Origin of the sequence: Catenuloplanes nepalensis, assembly GCF_030811575.1 — a bacterium.
Classification (GTDB): Bacteria; Actinomycetota; Actinomycetes; order Mycobacteriales; family Micromonosporaceae; genus Catenuloplanes; species Catenuloplanes nepalensis.
Map to the genome: position 1 here is coordinate 23313 of NZ_JAUSRA010000001.1, position 20826 is coordinate 44138.

Annotated in this window: 12 protein-coding genes; 4 read left to right on the forward strand and 8 right to left on the reverse strand. The window is 71.6% G+C overall.

Features of this window, described 5'->3' with window-relative positions:
• Window positions 1-6 precede the first annotated feature (6 nt).
• Window positions 7-999: an ABC transporter ATP-binding protein gene (locus J2S43_RS00070; RefSeq protein ID WP_306826371.1), complete on the reverse strand. Its 993-nt coding sequence runs from the start codon at window positions 997-999 to the stop codon at window positions 7-9.
• 314 nt (window positions 1000-1313) lie between these two features.
• Between J2S43_RS00070 and ileS the strand changes: the two genes are divergently transcribed.
• A complete protein-coding gene (gene ileS, locus J2S43_RS00075) occupies window positions 1314-4499 on the forward strand; it encodes an isoleucine--tRNA ligase (protein ID WP_306826372.1) in 3186 nt (1061 codons plus the stop codon).
• Window positions 4500-4617: 118 nt separating this feature from the next.
• Entirely contained in the window at window positions 4618-5295 is a 678-nt protein-coding gene (locus J2S43_RS00080; RefSeq protein WP_306826373.1) for a lysophospholipid acyltransferase family protein, read from the forward strand.
• A gap of 175 nt (window positions 5296-5470) precedes the next feature.
• Here J2S43_RS00080 and J2S43_RS00085 read toward each other — a convergent pair whose 3' ends face one another.
• Complete coding sequence (locus J2S43_RS00085; RefSeq protein ID WP_306826374.1) at window positions 5471-6943, reverse strand: cryptochrome/photolyase family protein; 1473 nt, start codon at window positions 6941-6943, stop codon at window positions 5471-5473.
• A gap of 150 nt (window positions 6944-7093) precedes the next feature.
• Complete coding sequence (locus J2S43_RS00090) at window positions 7094-8842, reverse strand: hypothetical protein (protein WP_306826375.1); 1749 nt, start codon at window positions 8840-8842, stop codon at window positions 7094-7096.
• 165 nt (window positions 8843-9007) lie between these two features.
• On the opposite strand from J2S43_RS00090, the gene J2S43_RS00095 reads away from it, so the two are divergent.
• Both J2S43_RS00095 and rffA read left to right on the forward strand, forming a co-directional pair.
• Entirely contained in the window at window positions 9008-10978 is a 1971-nt protein-coding gene (locus J2S43_RS00095; protein WP_306826376.1) for a TIGR03960 family B12-binding radical SAM protein, read from the forward strand.
• A gap of 117 nt (window positions 10979-11095) precedes the next feature.
• The gene (rffA, locus tag J2S43_RS00100; RefSeq protein WP_306826377.1) at window positions 11096-12256 is read left to right on the forward strand and encodes a dTDP-4-amino-4,6-dideoxygalactose transaminase; all 1161 of its coding nucleotides are present in this window, start codon (window positions 11096-11098) and stop codon (window positions 12254-12256) included.
• A gap of 47 nt (window positions 12257-12303) precedes the next feature.
• Here the strand turns inward: rffA and J2S43_RS00105 are convergent, their stop codons facing one another.
• The 5 genes from J2S43_RS00105 to J2S43_RS00125 form a co-directional block, all read right to left on the reverse strand.
• Window positions 12304-12648: a hypothetical protein gene (locus J2S43_RS00105; RefSeq protein ID WP_306826378.1), complete on the reverse strand. Its 345-nt coding sequence runs from the start codon at window positions 12646-12648 to the stop codon at window positions 12304-12306.
• Entirely contained in the window at window positions 12645-16514 is a 3870-nt protein-coding gene (locus J2S43_RS00110) for an ALF repeat-containing protein (RefSeq protein ID WP_306826379.1), read from the reverse strand. Before J2S43_RS00110 ends, J2S43_RS00105 begins: the two co-directional genes overlap by 4 nt.
• Before the next feature lie 63 nt (window positions 16515-16577).
• Window positions 16578-19037, reverse strand: coding sequence for a S1 family peptidase (locus J2S43_RS00115; protein ID WP_306826380.1), 2460 nt, complete (start codon window positions 19035-19037; stop codon window positions 16578-16580).
• Window positions 19038-19367: 330 nt separating this feature from the next.
• Entirely contained in the window at window positions 19368-19871 is a 504-nt protein-coding gene (locus J2S43_RS00120; RefSeq protein ID WP_306826381.1) for a GNAT family N-acetyltransferase, read from the reverse strand.
• Window positions 19855-20820, reverse strand: a complete 966-nt coding sequence (locus tag J2S43_RS00125) for a glycosyltransferase (protein ID WP_306826382.1) — start codon at window positions 20818-20820, stop codon at window positions 19855-19857. The genes J2S43_RS00120 and J2S43_RS00125 overlap by 17 nt, the downstream gene beginning before the upstream one ends.
• Window positions 20821-20826 lie beyond the last annotated feature (6 nt).

The following is a 20826-nucleotide window of genomic DNA, read 5'->3' on the forward strand; positions in this document are numbered from 1 at the left end:
GTGTCCTCACGCGGCCACCGGGACCCGGTTCGCGGCCGAGATGATCGCCACGTAGGCGTCCTCCAGCGTGGGCTCGCGGGACGTCACCCGGCCCAGGCGCACGCCGTCCAGGCGGTGCAGCACGTCCTGCTGCACGTCCGTGTCCGCGTCCGACTGCACGGTCACCAGCTGCACCTGGCCGCGTTCCTCGACGGCCGCCTCCCGTACCCCCGGAAGCTTTTGAAGATCTTCAAGAACATTCGCGGGTACGCCGTAGGCCTCGATCTCCAGCACCCGGCGCCCGTCCGCCCGGTGCCGCAGCTCCGCGGGCGTGCCCAGCGCCTGGATCGACCCGTCCGCGATCACCGCGATCCGGTCGCAGAGCTCGTCCGCCTCCGCCATGTAGTGCGTGGTCAGCAGCACGGTGGTGCCGGTCGCGGCCAGGTTCGCCACGGTCGCCCGCAGCTCGCGCGCGGCCACCGGGTCCACGCCGATCGACGGCTCGTCCAGGAAGATCACCTCGGGTGCGTGCAGCAGGCCGCGCGCGATGTGCAGCCGCTGCCGCATGCCGCGCGAGTAGCCCTCGACCCGCTCGTTCTCCCGGCCGGTCAGCGTGACCAGTTCGAGCAGCTCGGCGATCCGGTGCTTCTGCTCGCGCGCGGGCACGCCGTAGAGCTCCGCGAAGTACCGCAGGTTGTCCAGCGCGGAGAGGCGTTCGTAGAGGCCGCGGTCGCCGCCGAACACGTACCCGATGCGCTTTCGCACCTCGCGGGTCTGCCGCTCCACGTCGAAGCCGCAGATCCGGGCATGGCCGCCGGACGGGATGAGCAGCGTGTTCAGCATCTTGATGGTGGTGGTCTTGCCGGCGCCGTTCGGCCCGAGCAGGCCGAACAGCTCGCCCCGGCCCACCGTCAGGTCCACGCCGCGCACCGCGTGCACCTCGGTGGTCCTCGGTCTCAGCCACCCCGTGCGGCTGCGGTAGGTCCGCCGCAGCCCTTCAGCCTCGATCGCGTTCTCCATGCCGGTGACGCTAGGGGTTTTCGAATACCTGTGCGAATCGGTTTCGTTCATGATCGAAGAACGGGGTCGGTAACTCGGATGAGGACGCCGGCGGAGGGTGGGTATCCTTGACGGCAGCAAGGCGTCGATCCGGCCATCACCGGGGAGCCTCCGGAAGAACGGCCGCCAGGCCTAGTAGAACCGGACGGGACGGCCCGTCACAGCCGGCGAATGAGCGGGCGACCTGATCATGGGCCGCCAAGCGGGGTGGTACCGCGGGCTGTCACGGCTCGTCCTCGCAGACCTGTGCAGGCTGCGAGTAGAGAGCGACCACGATGGCGTACCCCAAGAACGCTGCGACACCCGGCGTGCCGGCCAGCCCGGACCTGCCGGCGGTCGAGCGCGGCGTCCTGGACTACTGGGCGTCCGACAAGACCTTCGAAGCCTCCGTCGACGCGAGGCCTGCCTCCGGCAGGAAACCGGACACGACGGACAACGCCACGGGTGGCTCCGCAAGCTCCGCCGACAGCGAAACGGGTGGCTCCGCAAGCTCCGCCGACAATGAATATGTCTTCTACGACGGCCCCCCGTTCGCCAACGGCCTCCCGCACTACGGCCACCTCTTCACCGGTTACGTGAAGGACCTGGTCCCGCGCTACCAGACGATGCGCGGCCGCCGCGTCGAGCGCCGCTTCGGCTGGGACACGCACGGCCTGCCCGCGGAGGTCGAGGCGGAGAAGCAGCTCGGCATCTCCACCAAGGCGGAGATCCTGGACCTGGGCGTGCAGACGTTCAACGACGCCTGCCGCACATCCGTGCTGCGCTACACGAACGAGTGGGAGCGGTACGTCACGCGCCAGGCCCGCTGGGTGGACTTCGAGAACGACTACAAGACCCTCGACCCGGACTACATGGAGTCCGTGATGTGGGCCTTCAAGACGCTGCACGAGAAGGGCCTGATCTACGAGGGCTTCCGGGTGCTGGCGTACTGCTGGCGCTGCGAGACGCCGCTGTCGAACACCGAGACCCGGATGGACGACACCTACCGGGACCGGCAGGACCCGTCCGTCACGGTCTGGTTCCAGCTCGACTCCGGAGAGAAGATCGGAGTCTGGACCACCACGCCGTGGACGCTGCCGTCGAACCTCGCGCTCGCGGTCGGCCCGGACATCACCTATGCCGTTCTCGAGAAGGACGGGGAGAGGTTCCTGCTCGGCGAGTCGCGGCTCGCGGCGTACGCCAAGGAGTTGGAGGGCTTCTCTCAAACAGGGACGTTGCAGGGCGCCGAGCTGGTCGGTAAGCGGTACACGCCGCTCTTCGACTACCTGGTCGAGCAGGCCGGGCCGAACGCGTTCCAGGTGCTCGGCGCGGACTTCGTCACCACCGAGGACGGCACCGGCGTGGTGCACATGGCCCCGGCGTTCGGCGAGGACGACCAGAACGCCTGCAACGCGGCCGGCATCCCGACGATCGTGACCGTGGACGACCACACCCGGTTCACCGCGCTGGTCCCGGACTTCCAGGGCGAGCAGGTCTTCGACGTCAACAAGCCGATCATCCGGCTGCTCAGGGAGCGCGGCGTGCTGCTCCGGCAGGACACGTACACGCACTCGTACCCGCACTGCTGGCGCTGCGAGACCCCGCTGGTCTACAAGGCGGTCTCGTCCTGGTTCGTGGCGGTCTCCACGTTCCGGGACCGGATGGTCGAGCTGAACCAGCAGATCAACTGGACGCCGTCGCACGTCAAGGACGGCTCGTTCGGCAAGTGGCTGGCGAACGCGCGCGACTGGTCGATCAGCCGCAACCGGTTCTGGGGCTCCCCGATCCCGGTCTGGAAGTCCGACGACCCGAACTATCCGCGCATCGACGTGTACGGCTCCTACGCGGACATGGAACGGGACTTCGGCGTCAAGATCGAGGACCTGCACCGGCCGTTCGTGGACGAGCTGACCCGGCCCAACCCGGACGACCCGACCGGGCAGTCCACCATGCGCCGGGTGCCGGAGGTGCTGGACTGCTGGTTCGAGTCCGGGTCGATGCCGTTCGCGCAGGTGCACTACCCGTTCGAGAACACCGAGTGGTTCGAGGACCACTACCCGGGCGACTTCATCGTGGAGTACATCGGGCAGACCCGCGGCTGGTTCTACACCATGCACGTGCTGGCCACCGCGCTCTTCGACCGGCCGGCGTTCCGCAACTGCCTCAGCCACGGCATCCTGCTCGGCGAGGACGGGCGCAAGATGTCCAAGAGCCTGCGGAACTATCCGGACGTCTACAAGGTGTTCGACTCGCACGGGTCGGACGCGATGCGCTGGATGCTGATGTCCTCGCCGGTGCTGCGCGGCGGCGACATGGCGGTCACCGAGGTCGGCATCCGCGACGCGGTCCGCCAGGTGCTGCTGCCGCTGTGGAACGTCTACTACTTCTTCTCGCTCTACGCGAACGCGGAGGGTTATGAAGCGAAACGGCGGACGAACTCCACGAACGTCCTCGACCGCTACGTCCTCGCCAAGACCGGAGAACTCGTCGCGGCCGTCCAGCAGCAGATGGACGACTACGACATCTCCGGCGCCTGCGCGACCGTGCGGAGCTACCTCGACGCGCTGACCAACTGGTACGTGCGCCGCTCCCGCGACCGGTTCTGGGACGGCGACGCCGACGCCTTCGACACGCTCTACACCGTGCTGGAGACGCTCGCCCGGGTGGTGGCGCCGCTCGCGCCGCTGACCAGCGAGGAGATCTGGCGCGGCCTGACCGGCGAGCGTTCGGTGCACCTGACCGACTGGCCGTCCGCCGGGGAGTTCCCGGCCGACCACGCGCTGGTCGCGGCCATGGACTCGGTCCGGGACGTCTGCTCCGGCGCGCTGTCGCTGCGCAAGGCGCGGGCGCTGCGCGTCCGGCTGCCACTGCCGAGGCTGACCGTGGCCACGCCGGACGCGGCCTCGCTCGGCGACTTCACCGCGCTCATCGCGGACGAGGTCAACGTCAAGGAGGTCGTGTTCACCACGCAGGTCGCGGACTACTGCCGGCAGGTGCTCACGGTCGTGCCGCGGGCGCTCGGCCCGCGCGTCGGCGGCCAGGTGCAGCAGGTCATCAAGGCGGTCAAGACCGGGAACTGGGAGCTCGTCGACGGCGCGCCGGTCGCGGCCGGCGTCACGCTGCAGGAGGGCGAGTTCGAGCTGAAGCTGGTCGCGGTCGACGTGGAGAACTCGGCGACGCTGCCGAACGGCGGCGTGGTCGTGCTGGACACCGCGGTCACGCCCGAGCTGGCCGCGGAGGGCCTGGCCCGGGACGTGGTCCGGGTGGTCCAGCAGGCCCGCCGGGACGCGGACCTGAACGTCTCCGACCGGATCACGGTCACGCTGTCCGCGTCCGGCGAGGTCGTCGCCGCGGTCACCGCGTACCGGGACTTCGTGGCCGGCGAGGTGCTCGCGGACGACGTGGTCTTCACGCCCGGCATCACCGGTTTCGCCGGCGAGGTCGGCGAGGGTGAAGAGGTCGTCGTCCAGGTCACCCGCTGATCGAGGCAATAGCACCCCGCGCCGCTGTTATCAGTGGCACGGGGTGCTTTCTTTTGGGCGCCGGTCGGCTACCGTGTGATCGCCCCGCTCGGGGGATGATTCGCAGGAGGGTCGAAGGTTGCCACCGCTCTATTCGCTCGGAAAGGTCACGGTCGGTCCGCTCCTGAACCTGATCTGGCAGCCGACGGTCGAGGGCCTCGAGCACATCCCGAGCAGCGGAGGCGTCGTCTTCGCCAGCAACCACCTCTCGGTCGCCGACGAGGTGCTCTCCGGCGTCGTCGTGCCGCGCCACCTGTCGTTCTGGGCGAAGTCGGAGTACTTCGAGGGGGGCAGCCCGCGGCGCCTCTTCGTCAAGCATCTGCTGCAGGCGCTGGGCGCGATCCCGGTCGCGCGGGCCGGCGGGCGGGCCGCGCTGGCCGCGTTCGACGCGGCGATCCCGGTGCTGCAGGGCGGCGGCCAGGTGATCGTCTACCCGGAGGGCACCCGGTCCCCGGACGGGCGCCTCTACAAGGGCCGCACCGGCGCGGTCCGGCTGGCCACCATGGCCGGCGTGCCGCTCATCCCGATGGGTGTGCTCGGCACCGAGAAGATGCAGCCGATCGGGCAGCGCCTGCCGAGCTTCCGGCGCAGCAGCGCGATCCTGCGCTTCGGCAAGCCGATGGACCTCACCGGCCGCCCCACCGACACGCTCGGCCTGCGCGCGATGACCGACGAGGTGATGGCCGAGATCCAGAAGCTCACCGGCCAGGAGTACGTCCCCCAGTACGCACCGCCGAAAGAGCCCAAAACATCTTAAGGGCGGATTTCCCGCTTCCGGCGTGGTCGATTCCCGCATGCTCCCGCGGGCACCGGTCGTCGCTGGCGCTCCTCCCTGCCGGTCCCGGCCTGGCTCCAAGGCCCTTGCCGGTCCGGCATGGCGGCGGGCCACTGCCCGTCGGCGTGACTCAGAGGCGCACCGGACCGTTGCGTGGTCAGGGGGCTTCGGAGCCGCGGGCCTGCTCCTGGGCGATGACGGCGTCGAGGTCGTCGATGCGGTCGAGCTGCTGGAGCGCGCGCATCATCCGGACGTTGCCGGACAGGCGCTCGCGCGTGCGGTGCAGGAACGTCCAGTAGCCGGCGGTGAACGGGCAGGCGTTCTCGCCGACGCGGACGCGCGGGTCGTAGCGGCAGCCGCCGCAGTAGTCACTCATCCGGTTGATGTAGTTGCCGCCGGCCGCGTACGGCTTCGTGGTGATCTTTCCGAGGTCGGCGTACTGACTCATGCCGGCCACGTTCGCGACCATCACCCATTCGAAGCCGTCCACGAAGTTCCGGTGGAACCAGTCGACCATCGCGGACGGTCGCCACCCACGCTGCAACGCGTAGTTACCCAGCACCATCAGCCGTGGAATGTGATGCGCGTAGCCACGATCGCGCACGCCGGACAGCACGTCCGACAGGCAGGCGGCGTCGACCGCATCGGCGTCCAGGTCCGCGAACCAGTCCGGCAGCCGGCCGCGCGCGCCGAGCTCGTTGATCGAGCGGTATCCGGCGTCGAAGTACCAGTAGAGGTGCCAGATGTAGTCGCGCCAGCCGATCAGCTGCCGGATGAAGCCCTCCGCGCTGGCCAGCGGCGCGTCACCGTCGCGGTGCGCCTTCTCCGCACGGCGCACCGCCTCCATCGGGTCGAGCAGCCCCAGGTTGAAGCTGGTGGACAGCAGGCTGTGCGCCATGAACGGGTCGCCGGAGAGCATCGCGTCCTCGTGCGGGCCGAAGCTCGGCAGCCGGTGCGCGACGAAGTGCCGCAGCCGGGCCAGCGCCTCCCGGCGGGTGGCCGGGAACAGCCGCGGGCCGTCCTGCCCGGTGAACTCGACGCCCTCGGCCGCCCACCTGTCCAGATCGGCGCGGACCTCCGCGTCGATCTCGTCCTCGACGATCGGCGGCGGGGGTGACACCTCCAGCCGGTTCACCCCGCGCGGCGGCGGGTTGCGGTTGTCCGCGTCCAGGTTCCACCTGCCGCCGGTGGGACTCCCGTCCGGCTCCATCAGCACGTCGTGCCGGTGCCGGGCGTACCGGTAGAACTCCTCCATCCGCAGCGTGCCGCGCCGCGCGTCGGCCCACCCGATGAAGTCGTCGTGGCCGGTCACGTAGCCGCGGGACGGCAGCACGGTGACGCCGTCCAGCCCGTTGACGAACCGGCGGGCGCGCAGCGTGGTGGGCGCACAGACGTCGACCGGCTCGCCGGCCAGGCGCAGCGCCTCGCGATAGGTCCGGGTCCGCAGATAGAGCGCGCGATCACCGAGCTCGGCGGCGCGGTGCCGCATCGCGGAGAGCGTCAGGTGCGCCTTCTGCCGGTGGAACGCGCGGCGCTCGAAGACCGCCCGGGACTCGACGATAAGCGCGGTTTGATGCGGATCGTCGAGAAAATGCGGCCCGAGTTGGTCTCCGAACAGCCAGCGCCGCATGCGACGCATTCTTTCCCCGCCGCGCGCCGCGATTCTCGGTAACGCACCGTTTACGTGTGTGCTTCAGGTCACATGCAACTTGCGGCCAGCCACCTGTCGATATCTCACCCGATCGGGCGTCCCGGCGTGGGATGCCCGATCGGGTGCGGGTCAGCCCTGCTGGAAGGAGATCTGGTCGCGGGTGATGACGGCACCGCGGATGCGGTCCAGCAGCGCCGCGCTGTCCGTGACGGAGCGGCGGGTGAAGACCGCGCTGCCGAGACTGCCGTGATCGGCCCAGCCGCACACCACCACGGTCGCGCCGTCCGCCTCGCCGGTGCCGCAGCGCTGGAAGCCGCCGCTGTCACCGACGTCGACCGGCTCGACGCCGGAGAGCGCGTAGATCTCGGTCAGCCGCGTCATCTCCGCCTCCAGGTCGGCCTCCGGCGACCAGCGGAACCCGGTCACGCCGGAGACCGTGACCTGCTTGCCCGCGGGATCGCCGTAGACGCCCGCGAACGTGCTCTCGGCCAGCAGGTACTGGCCGCGCATCTCGTCCTCCAGCGTGCGCGACGTCTCGTCCGCCTCCGCGCCGGTGCTCAGCGACAGGTCCGCGATCGCCTCCGGCAGCGACGCGGACGCCGGGTACTGCTGCCACAGCGGCACGCCGAAGTAGGCGGGCAGCCCGCAGCAGCACGCCACGGTCAGCAGCAGCATGGTCAGCAGCACCATCGGCCACTTCCGCCGGCGCCGGCGGCGCATCTGCTTCGGTGGCGGATAGCCCTGCGGCGGATATCCCGGCGGCGGGTAGCCCGGCGGGAGCTGCGGCCTCGCGGCCGCCCGGCGGTCCTTCTTCCGCTTCTTCTCCTTGGGCGGGGCGGCCGGCGGACCGGGCGGCGGGCCCGGCCGGGCCTGCGCGGACCGGGTCTGCGCCGATGGTGGCGGCGGCTGCTGCGGTCGCGGGTAGGACGGGGGCGCGTACTGCGCCGGTGGTGGCGGTGTCTGCGGGCGCTGTGCCTGATGCGGTGGCGTCTGCGGGCGCGGTGCCTGCGACGGCGCCTGGTGCGGCGGCGACTGCGGCCGGGAGGCCTGCGGGGGCGGGGGCGGCGCGGCGGACTGCCGGGAAGGTGGCTCGATCGTGGTGCGCGGCAGGTCCGGCCGGTCGATCCGGGTCGGGTGCAGCGGCGGCGCCGGGTAGTCGTAGTGCTGGTCCGGCGCGTGATCGTCCCAGCCCTCGGTGCCCTCCCACGGGTCGACCGGCGCGGGCAGGTCCAGCGTCGGGTCGACCGGCTTCTCCGGCCGCGCGACCGGCTGCTCCTCGTCCTGATCGCGGCCGAAGCCGAATCGGCGGCGCTTCTTCGGCCCGGGCGGCGGCACCGCGGCCGCGCCCCGCCACGGCGCCGGCCGCGGCCGTTCGGTCGGCGCGTCATCTCCCGGAGTGCCGGCGTCACCTTCAGTGATCTTCGCGGTGCCATCGGCGGCTCGGGTGCTGCCGACGGTGGTCCGTGGGGCGCCGTCGGTGGTCCGTGCGGTGTCGTCCGCCGCGGGCCGCTCCGGCGAGGCCGTCTCCGCGGTGCCGTCGGAGGCCGTGCCGTCGGAGGGCGTGCCGTCGGAGGGCGTGCCGTCGGAGGCGGTGCCGGCGGAGGCGGTGCCGGTCTCCGGTGCGGGCATCCGAGCGGTGCCGTCCGGGCCGCCTGGGGCCGAGCCGCCGGGGGCTGGCCTGCCGGGGGTCGTGCCGGTTTCGGCGGCGGGCATCCGTGCGGTGCCGTCCGGCGTGCCCGAGGCGGGCGGCGTGGAAGCGCTGCTCGCCGTCGTGCGGGCGCCGGCCGTACCCTCGGATGGGTGTGATCCGGCTGGTGCGGATCCGGCGGCGGCCGGCGGATCCGGCTCCGGGTGGCGGTCCGGCCGATCTTCCGCCATCGCTGCAGTCTCCTCGCGGTTCCGGGTGCGGGCCGTGCGTGCGGGCCCTACACGCGAGGTTATCCCCGCCCTGCCAGCCCGGCTTGGGACGGTTCGGCCGGCGGTCCGGGTCGAGGGGCGGTCACCGTGGCCGCGTACCCTGGTTGGTTGATCCCGGGAGGTTTCATGAGCACCGCGGCACCGAAGAGCCCCGCGTCCGTGTGGCCGCAGCTGGAGCAGCTGCTGCCGCTGATCAGCAAGCCGATTCAGTACGTCGGCGGCGAGCTCGGCGCGGTCGTCAAGGACTGGGACTCCGCGACCGTCCGCTGGGCGCTGATGTACCCCGACGCCTACGAGGTGGGCGTGCCGAACCAGGGCGTCCAGATCCTCTACGAGGTGCTCAACGAGCAGGCGGACGTGCTGGCCGAGCGCTCCTACGCGGTGTGGCCGGACCTCGAGGCGCTGATGCGCGAGCGGGGTGTCTCCCAGTTCACCGTGGACTCGCACCGGCCGGTGGGGGCTTTCGACCTGTTCGGGCTCTCGTTCTCGACCGAGCTCGGCTACACGAACCTGCTGACCGCGCTGGATCTGGCCGGCATCCCGCTGCACGCCGCGGACCGCACGGACGAGCACCCGATCGTCGTGGCCGGCGGGCACGCCGCGTTCAACCCGGAGCCGATCGCGGACTTCATCGACGCGGCCGTGCTGGGCGACGGCGAGGAGGCGGTCCTCGAGATCACCGCGATCGTCCGCGCGTGGAAGGCGGAGGGCTCGCCCGGCGGCCGGGACGAGATCCTGCTGCGCCTGGCGATGACCGAGAGCGCCTACGTGCCGCGGTTCTACGACGTCGACTACGCCGAGGACGGCCGGATCGCGCGGATCGCGCCGAACCGGGCGGGCGTGCCGGCGCGGATCCACAAGCGCACGACCATGGACCTGGACGCCTGGCCGTACCCGAAGAAGCCGATCGTGCCGCTGGCCGAGTCCGTGCACGAGCGGTATGCCGTGGAGATCTTCCGGGGCTGCACGCGCGGCTGCCGGTTCTGCCAGGCCGGCATGATCACCCGCCCGGTGCGGGAGCGCTCGATCGAGACCGTCGGCCAGATGGTGCGCGAGGGGCTGGAGTTCTCCGGCTACTCCGAGGTCGGCCTGCTGTCGCTGTCCAGCGCGGACCACACCGAGATCGGCGACATGTGCTCCGGCCTGGCCGAGCAGTACGCGGGGACGAACGTGTCGCTGTCGCTGCCGTCGACCCGGGTGGACGCGTTCAACATCGAGCTGGCCCAGGAGCTGTCCAAGAACGGGCGGCGCACCGGCCTGACGTTCGCGCCGGAGGGCGGCTCGGAGCGGATCCGCCGCGTGATCAACAAGATGGTCAGCGAGGAGGACCTGATCCGCACGGTCGTCACGGCCTACACCAACGGCTGGCGGCAGGTGAAGCTGTACTTCATGTGCGGCCTGCCGACCGAGCAGGACGAGGACGTGCTGCAGATCGCCCGGCTCGCGCACGAGGTGATCAAGGCGGGGCGCGCCGCGACCGGGTCCAAGGACATCCGCTGCACCGTGAGCATCGGCGGGTTCGTGCCGAAGCCGCACACGCCGTTCCAGTGGGCGAAGATGGACCGCCCCGAGGTGATCGACAACCGGCTACGGATGCTCAAGCAGGCGATCAACAGCGATCGCTCGCTGGGCCGCGCGATCGGCTACCGGTACCACGACGGCGAGCCGTCGCTGATCGAGGGCCTGCTGTCCCGCGGTGACCGCCGGGTCGGCGCGGTGATCCGGCGGGTCTGGGAGAAGGGCGGCCGGTTCGACGGCTGGAACGAGCACTTCTCCTTCCAGCGCTGGGTGGAGTCGGCGGAGGAGACGCTGCCGGCGTTCGGCGTGGACCTGGACTGGTTCACGGTGCGGGAGCGCTTCGAGGACGAGGTGCTGCCGTGGGACCACCTGGATTCCGGGCTGGACAAGGACTGGCTCTGGCAGGATTGGCAGGACTCGCTGAGCGAGTTCGAGCAGGACGACTGCCGGTGGACGCCGTGCTTCGACTGTGGCGTGTGCCCGTCGATGGACACCGAGATCCAGATCGGGCCGACCGGCAAGAAGCTGCTCCCGCTGACGCCGCTGAACGCGGGTGGGCCACGCGTGCACGCACACTGAGCCGGGTGATCCGGGCGTCCTCGCGACGCCCGGATCATCAAGAGCGCGGCGCACTGACGGGCTACAAGTCCGTTTTGGAGGCCTATTTCGGGAAATAGAGGTATTAATGTCGTGCGGGTGACCGCGACGACGACCCATACCCTGACCGGAATCCCGTTCAACCGGCCCTACCTGTGCGGGCTGGAACGGGAGTACGTCGGCGAGGCGATCGGCATCGGCGCGCTCTCCGGTGACGGACCGTTCACCGCGCGCGCCACCGGCCTGCTGACCCGCCTCGTCGACGCGCCGGAGGCGCTGCTGGCCACCTCCTGCACGCACGCGCTGGAGATGGCCGCGATCCTGCTCGACCTCCGGCCCGGCGACGAAGTGATCATGCCGTCGTTCACGTTCGTCTCCACCGCGAACGCGTTCGCGCTGCGCGGCGCGGTCCCGGTCTTCGTCGACTGCCGGCCGGACACGCTCAACCTGGACGAGCGGCTGATCGAGGACGCGGTCACCTCCCGTACCCGCGCGATCGTGGTCGTGCACTACGGCGGCGTCGGCTGCGAGATGTCCGCGATCGCCGCGATCGCGGCCCGCCACGGCCTGCCCGTGATCGAGGACAACGCGCACGGGCTGGGCGGCAGCTACCACGGCCGGCCGCTCGGCTCGTTCGGCGCGCTGGCCACGCAGAGCTTCCACGTCACCAAGAACGTGCAGTGCGGCGAGGGCGGCGCGCTGATCTTCAACGACCTCAGTTACTTCTCCCGCGCCGAGGTCGTCCGGGAGAAGGGCACGAACCGCAGCCAGTTCTTCCGCGGCATGGTCGACAAATATCGCTGGGTCGACGTCGGCTCGTCCTACCTGCCCGCGGACCTGCTGGCCGCGTTCCTCACCGCCCAGCTGGAGGCGTTCGACGACATCCAGCGCCGCCGCCACGCGATCTGGTCCGCCTACGACACCCGGCTGGCCGCCTGGGCCGCCTCGACCGGCGTCCAGCGCCCGGTGGTGCCGGTCGGCTGCGAGCACCCCGCCCACCTCTACCAGCTGCTGATGCACGACCTCACCGACCGGCAGGAGTTCATCCGTCACCTCGGCCACCGCGGCATCCAGGCCACCTTCCACTACCAGCCCCTGCACGCGGCCCCGGCCGGCCGCCGCTTCGGCCGCACCACCCCGGCCGGCTGCCCGGTCACCGACGACATCGCCGACCGCCTCGTCCGCCTCCCCCTCTTCGCCGGCATGACCGCCACCGAACTCGACCAGGTCACCGACGCCGTGCTCAGTTACCGGCGGTGAGAACGCGTCCGGCCGGGCCGGATATCGGCCCGGCCGGACGGTGCCGGTCACTCGACCGGCGGGTGCTCACGGACGTGGATCGCACCGCAGACGACAAACCCCTCGTGCTCGCCGTCGGAGACGGTGAGGCGGAGGTAGCGGTCGTCGTGCCGCTCGGGTATCTCGGCGAACCGCTCGATCTCCGGGCGTCGACCGGCATCCGCGATCAGCAGTCGGTCGAACGCGAATCGGATCTGCATCGCCAGGACATCGAGAAAGACGATCTCGAACTCCGTGCTCTTCCCCGGTGCGTCGGTGCTGAGGATCAGCTGGCGGTGGGAGGCCTGGTAGCGCCACGGCCGGAAGCGCCGGTCGATCGTCAGCGGTAGGCGCGACCTGGAATCCATGCTCATTGCGGCCACCCGAAGGGATTCGTCACCCTCTTGAAGGGAGGGCCTCGATAGAAGATTACCCGTGGGCGCACCGATTCCGGTGCGTCGCGAATCATCCGCAGTTCCCAATTCGTGTAATGGTCGCTCGGTGGAGAGGTCATGTCGTCCGCGACCGCGGCGAAGGCCCGCACCTCGTCGTCGTTGTCTCCGCAGCCGTTGAGGTTGAAGTGGATGACGACGGTGCTGTCCGGCTCCAGGGCCCGCTCCACCCGGGTCCACCAGTTCATGTCGTCGGGCCAGTCGGTGTAGTGCGGCGCATCGATGTCATGCGCGAAGCCGGCGATTCCGTCATCGGTACCGTCGTCTGTTTTTCCGAGCGCGATCTCCGGTAGGCAGGGCGGATCGTCCGCCGCCACGGTGTGCACGGTGAGGCCGAGTCCCCGGTCCGCCGCCCGGCACGCGGCGTGCGCGTTCAGCCGGATCCGGGAGATGTCGGCGAGCCGTAGGGACGCCGCGGCCCGCCGGGCCGACGCGGCCGCGACGTACATCGTCTTGAGCGCCTTGAACCCGGCGGAGAGCGCCTTGCCGATCCCCACGAAGATCAAGGTCTCCAGGCCCAGCTGCCCCAGCTTGAGCAGCGTCTCACCCAGCCCCTGATCGCCGTTGATCAGCTTGACCACGTTGAGGCCGACCTCGGCCAGGGTGATCAGCGTGCCGGCCACCACGCCACAGACGACGGTCGCGATGCAGCCGATCGCGGCCATCACGCCGACCGGAGCCATGGCCGCCACCATGCCCTTGACCATCTCGGCCAGGAACAGCAGCGGCTGCATGCCGGTGAACGCCGGGTCGAGCACGGAGGCCAGGCAGTTCTGCCGGATCTGGCTGCCCTCGGGATAGAGGGCGCAGACGCCGGCGTTGCTGTAGGCCCGGTACGCCAACTCCGCCGGATCGGCGATCACGTTGGCGACGCAGTTCTTGTACCACTGGCCCTGTGTGCCGCTGTACATCCGCTCCAACTCGGGTGCGGCTCCCCGCGCGTACTCCGCGTGGCAATGACCGATCTCCCGGCCCTGCGCCGACTGATAGGCCGCGTAGGCATCCTGAGCCGCAGCCCGGGCCGCCTCGGCGTCCTGACCGGCCGCGATGGCGGAGTCGTACGCCCGCTTGGCCGATGCGTTCGCCGCAGTCGCCGCCTGTACGGCCCGGCCGTGCGAGGCGATCGCCCAGGTCGCGGAACGGATCGCGCTGCGGGCCGAAGCGTCCGCCCGGGTCGCCGCGGCGCGTGCGGTCCGGACCGACTGCTCGGCCTTGCGCACCGACTCGAGTGCCTGGTTGGCGTAGGCCTCGGCGCTGGCCGCGTAGCCGGCTGCCTGCTGTGCCGACGCCGCGGCCTGCTCCGCGTACTCCGCCGCGGCCTCCGCGTCGTTGCGTGCCTCCGCCGCCTTTGCCTGAGCCTGCTGCGCGTTCTGCACCGCGGTGGCGGCGACCTGGTGGATCTCCTGTAGCACGCCGCCGACCACGGCCAGGTGCGCCGCGGCCTCCTGGTCGCGCTCGGCCGCCGTATGCTGCCCGGTGTCCAGGAACTCGCGCAGCGCGGTCGGGGGCCCGTCGAGCGCGACCTGGGCCGCCGCCTTCAGTTCGGGCCCACTGTCCTGGTCGCCGAGGATCTGGTTGACCTTGACGCGTTCGCCGATCGCGGCCGCCGTGAACTGGCCACGTTCGATGAAACCGCGCAGCGCCGGCGCGGTGTCGGCATCCAGCGCGGCCTGTGCCGCCTGGGCAAGCACCACGTCGTTCGCCGTACGCGCCGCGGCCAGGATCTGGTTGACCTTCAGCCGGTCCTGGGTGAACCGGCCCGGGTAGGTCTGGTCACGCAGGAAGCCCTGCACCTGCGCGTCCGTCCCGGCCAGTGCGGTGAGCGCCGCGCCGGCCAGGCCGGTCTCGGTACTCATCGATATGTTCATCACCGTGGCGCGGTCGTCGAGCACCGCCGCCCCGGCGATGCCGGTCCGCGCCCAGTCCAGCACCTGCACGGTGTCGGACGTGCCGAGCGCGGCGAGCGCCGCCTCCCGCGTCCAGACGCCGGGCGCGTCCGTGAGGGCGAGCGCCGCCTTCCGGGCCGAGGCGACGGCAGTGTCCGGCGGGGTGGCCGGATTCTGCGCCTCGGCGATCAGCCGGTTGGTCTCGGTGTCCCGCTGCGCCGCCTGCTCGGCGTCCCAGTCCTTCGCCGCTTGCTGAGCCTGGTACTCGGCGAGCGCGGTCCGGGCGACCTCGATGCCGTCGTCCCCGGCCACCGCGATCCGCTCGGCGTCGGCCGCGCGGGCCGCGTCGTAGATCGCCATGGCCTGCACGGCGGTCTCAACCGCGGCCTCAGCGGCGACGGTTGCCGCCTCGGCCGCCTCGGTGGCCCGCCGAGCGGCCTCGGCGGCTTCTCCGGCGTGGTCGGCCGCCTCGATCGCGGCGACCGCAGCCTCCTCGGCATGCTGGGCTGCCCGGATCGCCGCGGCGTGTGCGGCGTACGCGGCGTTCATCGCGGTCCGCAGATAGGCCTCGGCCGCCAGCGCCGCGCGGTTGGCCCGCTCGGCGTTGGCCCGGGCCCGCCGGGCCGCGGCAATTGCGGCGCCGGCGTCGGCGCCGGCCGCCTGTGCCGCCGCGACCGCCTGATCGTTGGCGGCGGCCGCGGCGAGCGCATGCCCGGCCGCGGACTTGGCCGATCCGACCGCGGTGAGCCCTTGCTCGATTGCGGCGCCGGCCCAGCGAGCGGTCTCCGCGAACTCACGCGCCTGCCGTGCCTGGCCGCGTGCGTACTCAGCCGCCTGCCGGGCCTGGCCGGCCCGGGACGCGTCGGACGCCGCCGAGGCGGCCTCCAGGTACGCGGTGGCGGCAGCCCGTTCGGCCGAGGCCGCAGCCGAGGCCGCCCGTGCCGCCGCAGCCGAGGCGGCCCGAGCCGCCCGCTGTGCGGCCGCCGCGGCCTGCACCGCGATCCGGGCCGAGTTCGCGGCGTTCTGTGCCGCCTCGGCGGCCCGCTTGGCCTGCGCCGCCGCCTCCGCGGTGTCGTTACGGGCGGCCTCGGTCGCGGCGGCGGCGCGTTCAGCCGCCTTCTTCGCGGCCTCGGACGCCTCCTTGGCGCGCGCGGCCTCCTGGGTGGCCCGCTGGGTCTCCAGCGCGGCGGTTTCCCCGCTCGCCTTGGCCTGCGCGAGCAGGCCGGCCAGCGACGCGGTCTCCTCGTCGCGGGCCGACGCCACCGCCCAGCCGTACTCGAGGAACGCCTCCAGCGCCTCGGGAGTGCCGGCGTCGAGGGCCTTCTGCGCGGCCGCGTCGACATTCGAACCGCCGGTGGTCATCGCCTGGTTGATCCGTAGCCGCTGGTCGGTCTGCCACGGATGCTGCCAGCCCTCGTCGAGGAACGCCCGGAGGACCGCCGGGTCCTCGGAGTCGAGCGCCGCCTGGGCCGCCGACTTGACCTGGTCACCGCCGGCCGCCATCAGCTGGTTGACCGCGACCCGCAGGTCGATGTCGGCCTGCCGCTGCCAGCCGGTGGCCAGGAACGCCGGCACCGCGCCCGTGTTGCCGCCGTCGCCGGCCGTGAGCGCGGCCTGGGCGGCGGCACGGACCGCGGGGCCGGAGTGCACCATCGCACCGGCCACCGCGTCCCGCTCGTCGAGCTTCTGCGCCTCGGTATACCCCGTGTCGAGGAAGGCCGAGACCTGTGCGTCGGTGCCGATCAGAGCGGCTGCGGCGGCAGCCCGCACCTGGGTGCCGCCCTGCCGCCAGACCTTCAGCACGGTGTTCCGGTCGGCGACCGGCGCGGGCTCATCGGCCCGCGCCGGGCCGCCGTGTAGCAGGGTGGCACAGATCGCCAGCGCCGTCAGCGCCGCGACCATCGGCCGCCTTCGCCGTCCGCTGTGAATGATCGAATTCATGTTTCTCCCCCGTGAAGTCAGAGCTCAGCCCGTGACGGTCAGCCGGAGCAGCGTGGTCGGTTCGTTGTCCGGCGAGATGCCGATGCCGACCTGGGTGCTGCCCGAGGGGTTGACCTGGACTGTGGTGTGGTCGCCGTCGTCCGTGGTGACCTCGGCGGTGAGTGGGTGCCCGGTGCCGGTGCGCTGACCGTCACCGCGGATCTCGTAGACGGCCGGCACCTCCAGCGCCAGCCAGCCGGTCGGCGCGGTCACCTTGAAACAGGCCAGACCGTTGCCGCCGGGACCGATCGGCTCGGTTGTGCGTACCTTGATCACACCGACGTTGTCGACCGGCGGGGTCGCGCAATCGGCCCAGACGATGTGCCCGTCGCCGCGGAGCAGCCGGATGGAGAACTGCTCCAGGATCGCGGCGGCACCGGGGTACGCGCCCATCTCCACCACCGAAGGCTGCGGGTCCATCGCCGCAGGAACCGCCGCGAGCGGGTGGATGAGGTGCGCCTCCAGCTCGGCCAGTTGCAGGATCTCGATCCCGTACCCGGTGAGCCTGATCTTGCTGGTGGTCCGGGCGGGGAAGGTGAGCAGGGCGGGCTGGCCGGCAGCGAGGGTGGCGGTGCGGCGCAGAACGCTCTGCCAGGCGCTGCCGTCCCACACCTCGACACCGAGGTCGGCGGGCAGGGCGGCGATGATGTCACTGCGCGGCCAGGCTTCCACCCGGTTGACCTGACGTTGCGCGCCGCCCGGGAAGGCGATCTCGACCGACTCGTCGGCGAACGGGGCGTTCGGCGGCCAGGTCGAGAAGCCGCTGCCGGACCGCTCGCCGTCGCTGATCCGGCTGAGCGACCAGCCCCACTCCTCGAGGTTCGCCGACGGGGTGAAGGTGGCGTCCGCGGCCAGGTTGCCGGAGTGGTACGCCTCGATCTCGGCGAGCTGCATGGTCTCCACACCGTGCCCGGTGACACGGAGCCTGCTGGTCGTCTGCCCGGCAAAGAGGATCTTGACTGGCTTGCCACCGGCCACCGGTTCGGCCCAGGTACGCACGCGCTTCCAGGCATCGTTCTCCCAGACGTCCACGCTGATCCGGGCCGCCACGCCGGCGACGATGTCGCTGCGCGGGTAGAGGTCGACCCGGCTGACCTGACGCTGGGCGCCGCCCGGGAAGGCCATCTCGATCCACTCGTCGTCGACCGGGGAGTTCGGTGGCCACGAGGTCCAGGCGATACCGGTGCGGACGCCGTCGTTGACGTTCGCCTCGACCCAGCCCCACTGGTCGATGTGCGACGAGGTGTTGATGGTGGCGTCCGCGGCGAGGTTGCGCGCTTCGTACGCCTCGATCTCGGCGAGCTGCATGGTCTCCACGGCGTACCCGGTGACCCTGATCCGGTTCGTGGTGTGGGCCGGGAAGGAGATCCTCGCCGGTTTGCCGCCCGCCTGGATCACGGTCTGCCGGTAGACGTTCTTCCAGGCGTTGTTCTCCCAGACGTCCACGCCGATGTCGGTCGGCACCCCGGCGACGATGTCGCTGCGCGGGTAGAGGTCGACTCGGTTCACCGCCCGCTGGGAGCCGCCGGACCAGGCAAGCTCGATCCACTCCTCGGCCAGCGGCGAGTTCGGTGGCCAGGATGTCCAGGCGGTGCCGGTGCGCACGCCGTCGACGACGTTCGCCGTCTTCCATCCCCACTGGTCGACGAAGGACGAGACGGTGACGGTGGCGCCGGAGGCCAGGTTCGGCGAGCGTTCGGCGACCGGTTCGGCGAGCCCGGCGGTGTACGGCCTCAGCCAGTTGGCCAGCACGTCCGCGCGTACCTCGGCGGCACCGTCCGCGGTGGACGACGACTCCAGGCAGCCCTGCTGCTGCGCACCGGCGTGCAGACCGATGAGCTGTGGCCCGCCGGCGGTCTCCCGGATCGTGGCCCCGCCTCCGTCACCCTGGCAGAGCGAGACGCCGGAGCCGAGGAGGGTGAACCCGCCCGCGGTCACCCCGCCTACGGTCATCGGCACGGTCTGCAGCCGGTTCGGCGCCCACTCGGTGCCGGTGCGGCCGTAGCCGACGGCCCGCAGGGTCTCCCCGGCGACCGGCGCCGTCCCGAACGCCACTGGCGTGATCCCGGTGACCGGCGTCGCGAGCTTGGCGAGCACCGCGTCGAGCGTCGGGTGAGGCAGCAGCTCGGTGACGACGGCGGTGACCCCGCCGGTGCTCCGGGAGAGATCGTCCCGTCCGACAGTGACACTGGTCGCCACCGGCGGTGCGCCGTTCGTTACCGGCGCCGGATCGAAGCAGGACTTCAGGGTCAGTACGTACTCGGCCTGCACGAGCACGCCCGAGCAGCCGCGATCGCCCGCCGCCACCCTTGCGGCGAACGGATAGGCGCCGTCCGCGGCAGCCGTCCCGCCGCGGACGGCCTGCGCCGGTCCGCCACTGAGCAGGACAGCGGCTACGGCAGTGATCGCGACGACTCCACTGCGAATTGACAGTCTTCGGCCCATGGTTCCCCCGTCGGTTGACCGAATCGCGCATGATGAGCCGGCCCGGCCGGGCCGGCCCGGAACAGACGACGAGGAGACCTCAGCGCACGCTGCCGCCCGCGGCGGGTCGCCGCGGTACGGATCTGAAACGGTGCGGATCGGAATGCGTGAGCGCGCCCGCCGTGCTGAACAACACCCTCATAGCCGGCCCCCGTCAGCTGTTCAGAGTGCCATCGAAGCACATGATCACGTTCGTGACCATCGATCGTTCGTGCCGCCGTCGCCCGGATGATGCACGGAACGGCGAAGGCCGCGTACCCTCCTATTCGGAGCGTGTGGGGACGGTACGGATTAGCTCGTCGGTGCCCGCAGTTCCAGCCAGAGGACGTCGGCGGGGATGCCGTCGATGTCGGTCGTGTAGTGGCGGGACGGGATCTCGATGAAGCCGTTGCGGCGGTGGAGGGTGAGGACCGGCTTGTTGGCGGCCAGCGTGCGGGCGCCGAGGACGGCCAGGTTCAGGTCGTCCAGCGCGTAGCGGATGGCGGCCTGTTCGAGGCCGATCCAGGCGCCGAAGAGCGCGTTGCGCGGGCGCAGGCCGTCCAGGTCGAGGAAGAAGCCCCATTCGGCGGTACGCGCGACCGGGTCATGATCCTGGAACGTGACCGCGCCGGCGGCCGTGCCCTCGTGCTCGTAGATCAGCACCCGCCGCGCCGGATCCGCGGCGACCCGGGCCCACCAGGCGCGATGCCCCTCCGGGGTGATCACGTCGCGGAACAGGAACTGCGCGCGGACCTCGGGGTGGTTGCGCCAGCGGCGCACGTTCTCGCGGTCGCGGGGCTCAGCGGGACGGAGCATGGATCGTGCCCTCCACCTGCTCGCGGATGACGTAACCGGGCCGGCCGCTGCCGGTGGTGTGGATGCGGCCGATGTACTCGCCGAGGACGCCGACCGCGATCATCACGGCCGACGAGGAGAACGCGACCATCGACGCGATCGTGGTGAAGCCGGCGATCCGGGTCTCGCCGGTCTCGTACGCCCAGATCAGCCGCACGACCAGGGCGAAGCCGCCGAGCCCGAGCAGGAAGCCGGCGTACGTGACCAGGCGCAGCGGCGCGGTCGACCAGCCGAACGTCATGTCCGCGGCGTGCCGGAGCAGGCGGCCGGGGGTGTAACCGGAACGGCCGGCCGCGCGCGGCGCGACGCGCACGCGGACGCCGGCCACCCGGGTGGTGCCCCAGGACAGCCCGACGTCGATCGCGGTGCCGGGGCCGCGCACGCCGTCCAGCCCCTGCACCAGGAACGCCCGGAACGCCCGGAACGCGCCGACCAGCCGGGCGTTGCGCACGCCCATGGCACCGGCCAGGCCCGCCTTGACCAGCCGGGACGCGGCGTTGCGGAGCAGGCCGTGCTCCTCGGCGGCGGGCAGGCCGTAGACCAGGTCCACGTCGTCGGTGAGCGCGGCCAGCAGCACCGGGATCTCGGCCGGCGGGTGCTGGAGGTCGTCGTCCATCGTCACGATCACCTCGTGCCGGGCCGCGCGCAGGCCGGCCAGCAGCGCGGCATGCTGGCCGACGTTGCGGGCCAGCCGGATCGCGCGCACCTCGGGGTGCGCCACGGCCAGCGCGGACGCGGTCGCCCAGGTGTCGATGCCGCCGTCGTCGTCCACCACCAGCACCACCTCATAACCGGCGGGACGACCGCCGAGAGGGTCGCCGAGAGAGCCGAGAACGTCGCTGAGCTGGGCGACCAGGGCCGGGAGCGTCTCCGCCGAGCGGTAACAGGGCACGACGACCGAGATCCGCATCCGCAC

Bases quoted from the DNA above. Each gene is read 5' to 3' on its own strand.
- J2S43_RS00070 (WP_306826371.1), bottom strand. From the start codon at position 999: ATGGAGAACGCGATCGAGGCTGAAGGGCTGCGGCGGACCTACCGCAGC.
- ileS (WP_306826372.1), top strand. From the start codon at position 1,314: ATGGCGTACCCCAAGAACGCTGCGACACCCGGCGTGCCGGCCAGCCCG.
- J2S43_RS00085 (WP_306826374.1), bottom strand. From the start codon at position 6,943: ATGCGGCGCTGGCTGTTCGGAGACCAACTCGGGCCGCATTTTCTCGAC.
- J2S43_RS00090 (WP_306826375.1), bottom strand. From the start codon at position 8,842: ATGGCGGAAGATCGGCCGGACCGCCACCCGGAGCCGGATCCGCCGGCC.
- J2S43_RS00095 (WP_306826376.1), top strand. From the start codon at position 9,008: ATGAGCACCGCGGCACCGAAGAGCCCCGCGTCCGTGTGGCCGCAGCTG.
- J2S43_RS00105 (WP_306826378.1), bottom strand. From the start codon at position 12,648: ATGAGCATGGATTCCAGGTCGCGCCTACCGCTGACGATCGACCGGCGC.
- J2S43_RS00110 (WP_306826379.1), bottom strand. From the start codon at position 16,514: ATGGTCGCGGCGCTGACGGCGCTGGCGATCTGTGCCACCCTGCTACAC.
- J2S43_RS00115 (WP_306826380.1), bottom strand. From the start codon at position 19,037: ATGGGCCGAAGACTGTCAATTCGCAGTGGAGTCGTCGCGATCACTGCC.
- J2S43_RS00120 (WP_306826381.1), bottom strand. From the start codon at position 19,871: ATGCTCCGTCCCGCTGAGCCCCGCGACCGCGAGAACGTGCGCCGCTGG.
- J2S43_RS00125 (WP_306826382.1), bottom strand. From the start codon at position 20,820: ATGCGGATCTCGGTCGTCGTGCCCTGTTACCGCTCGGCGGAGACGCTC.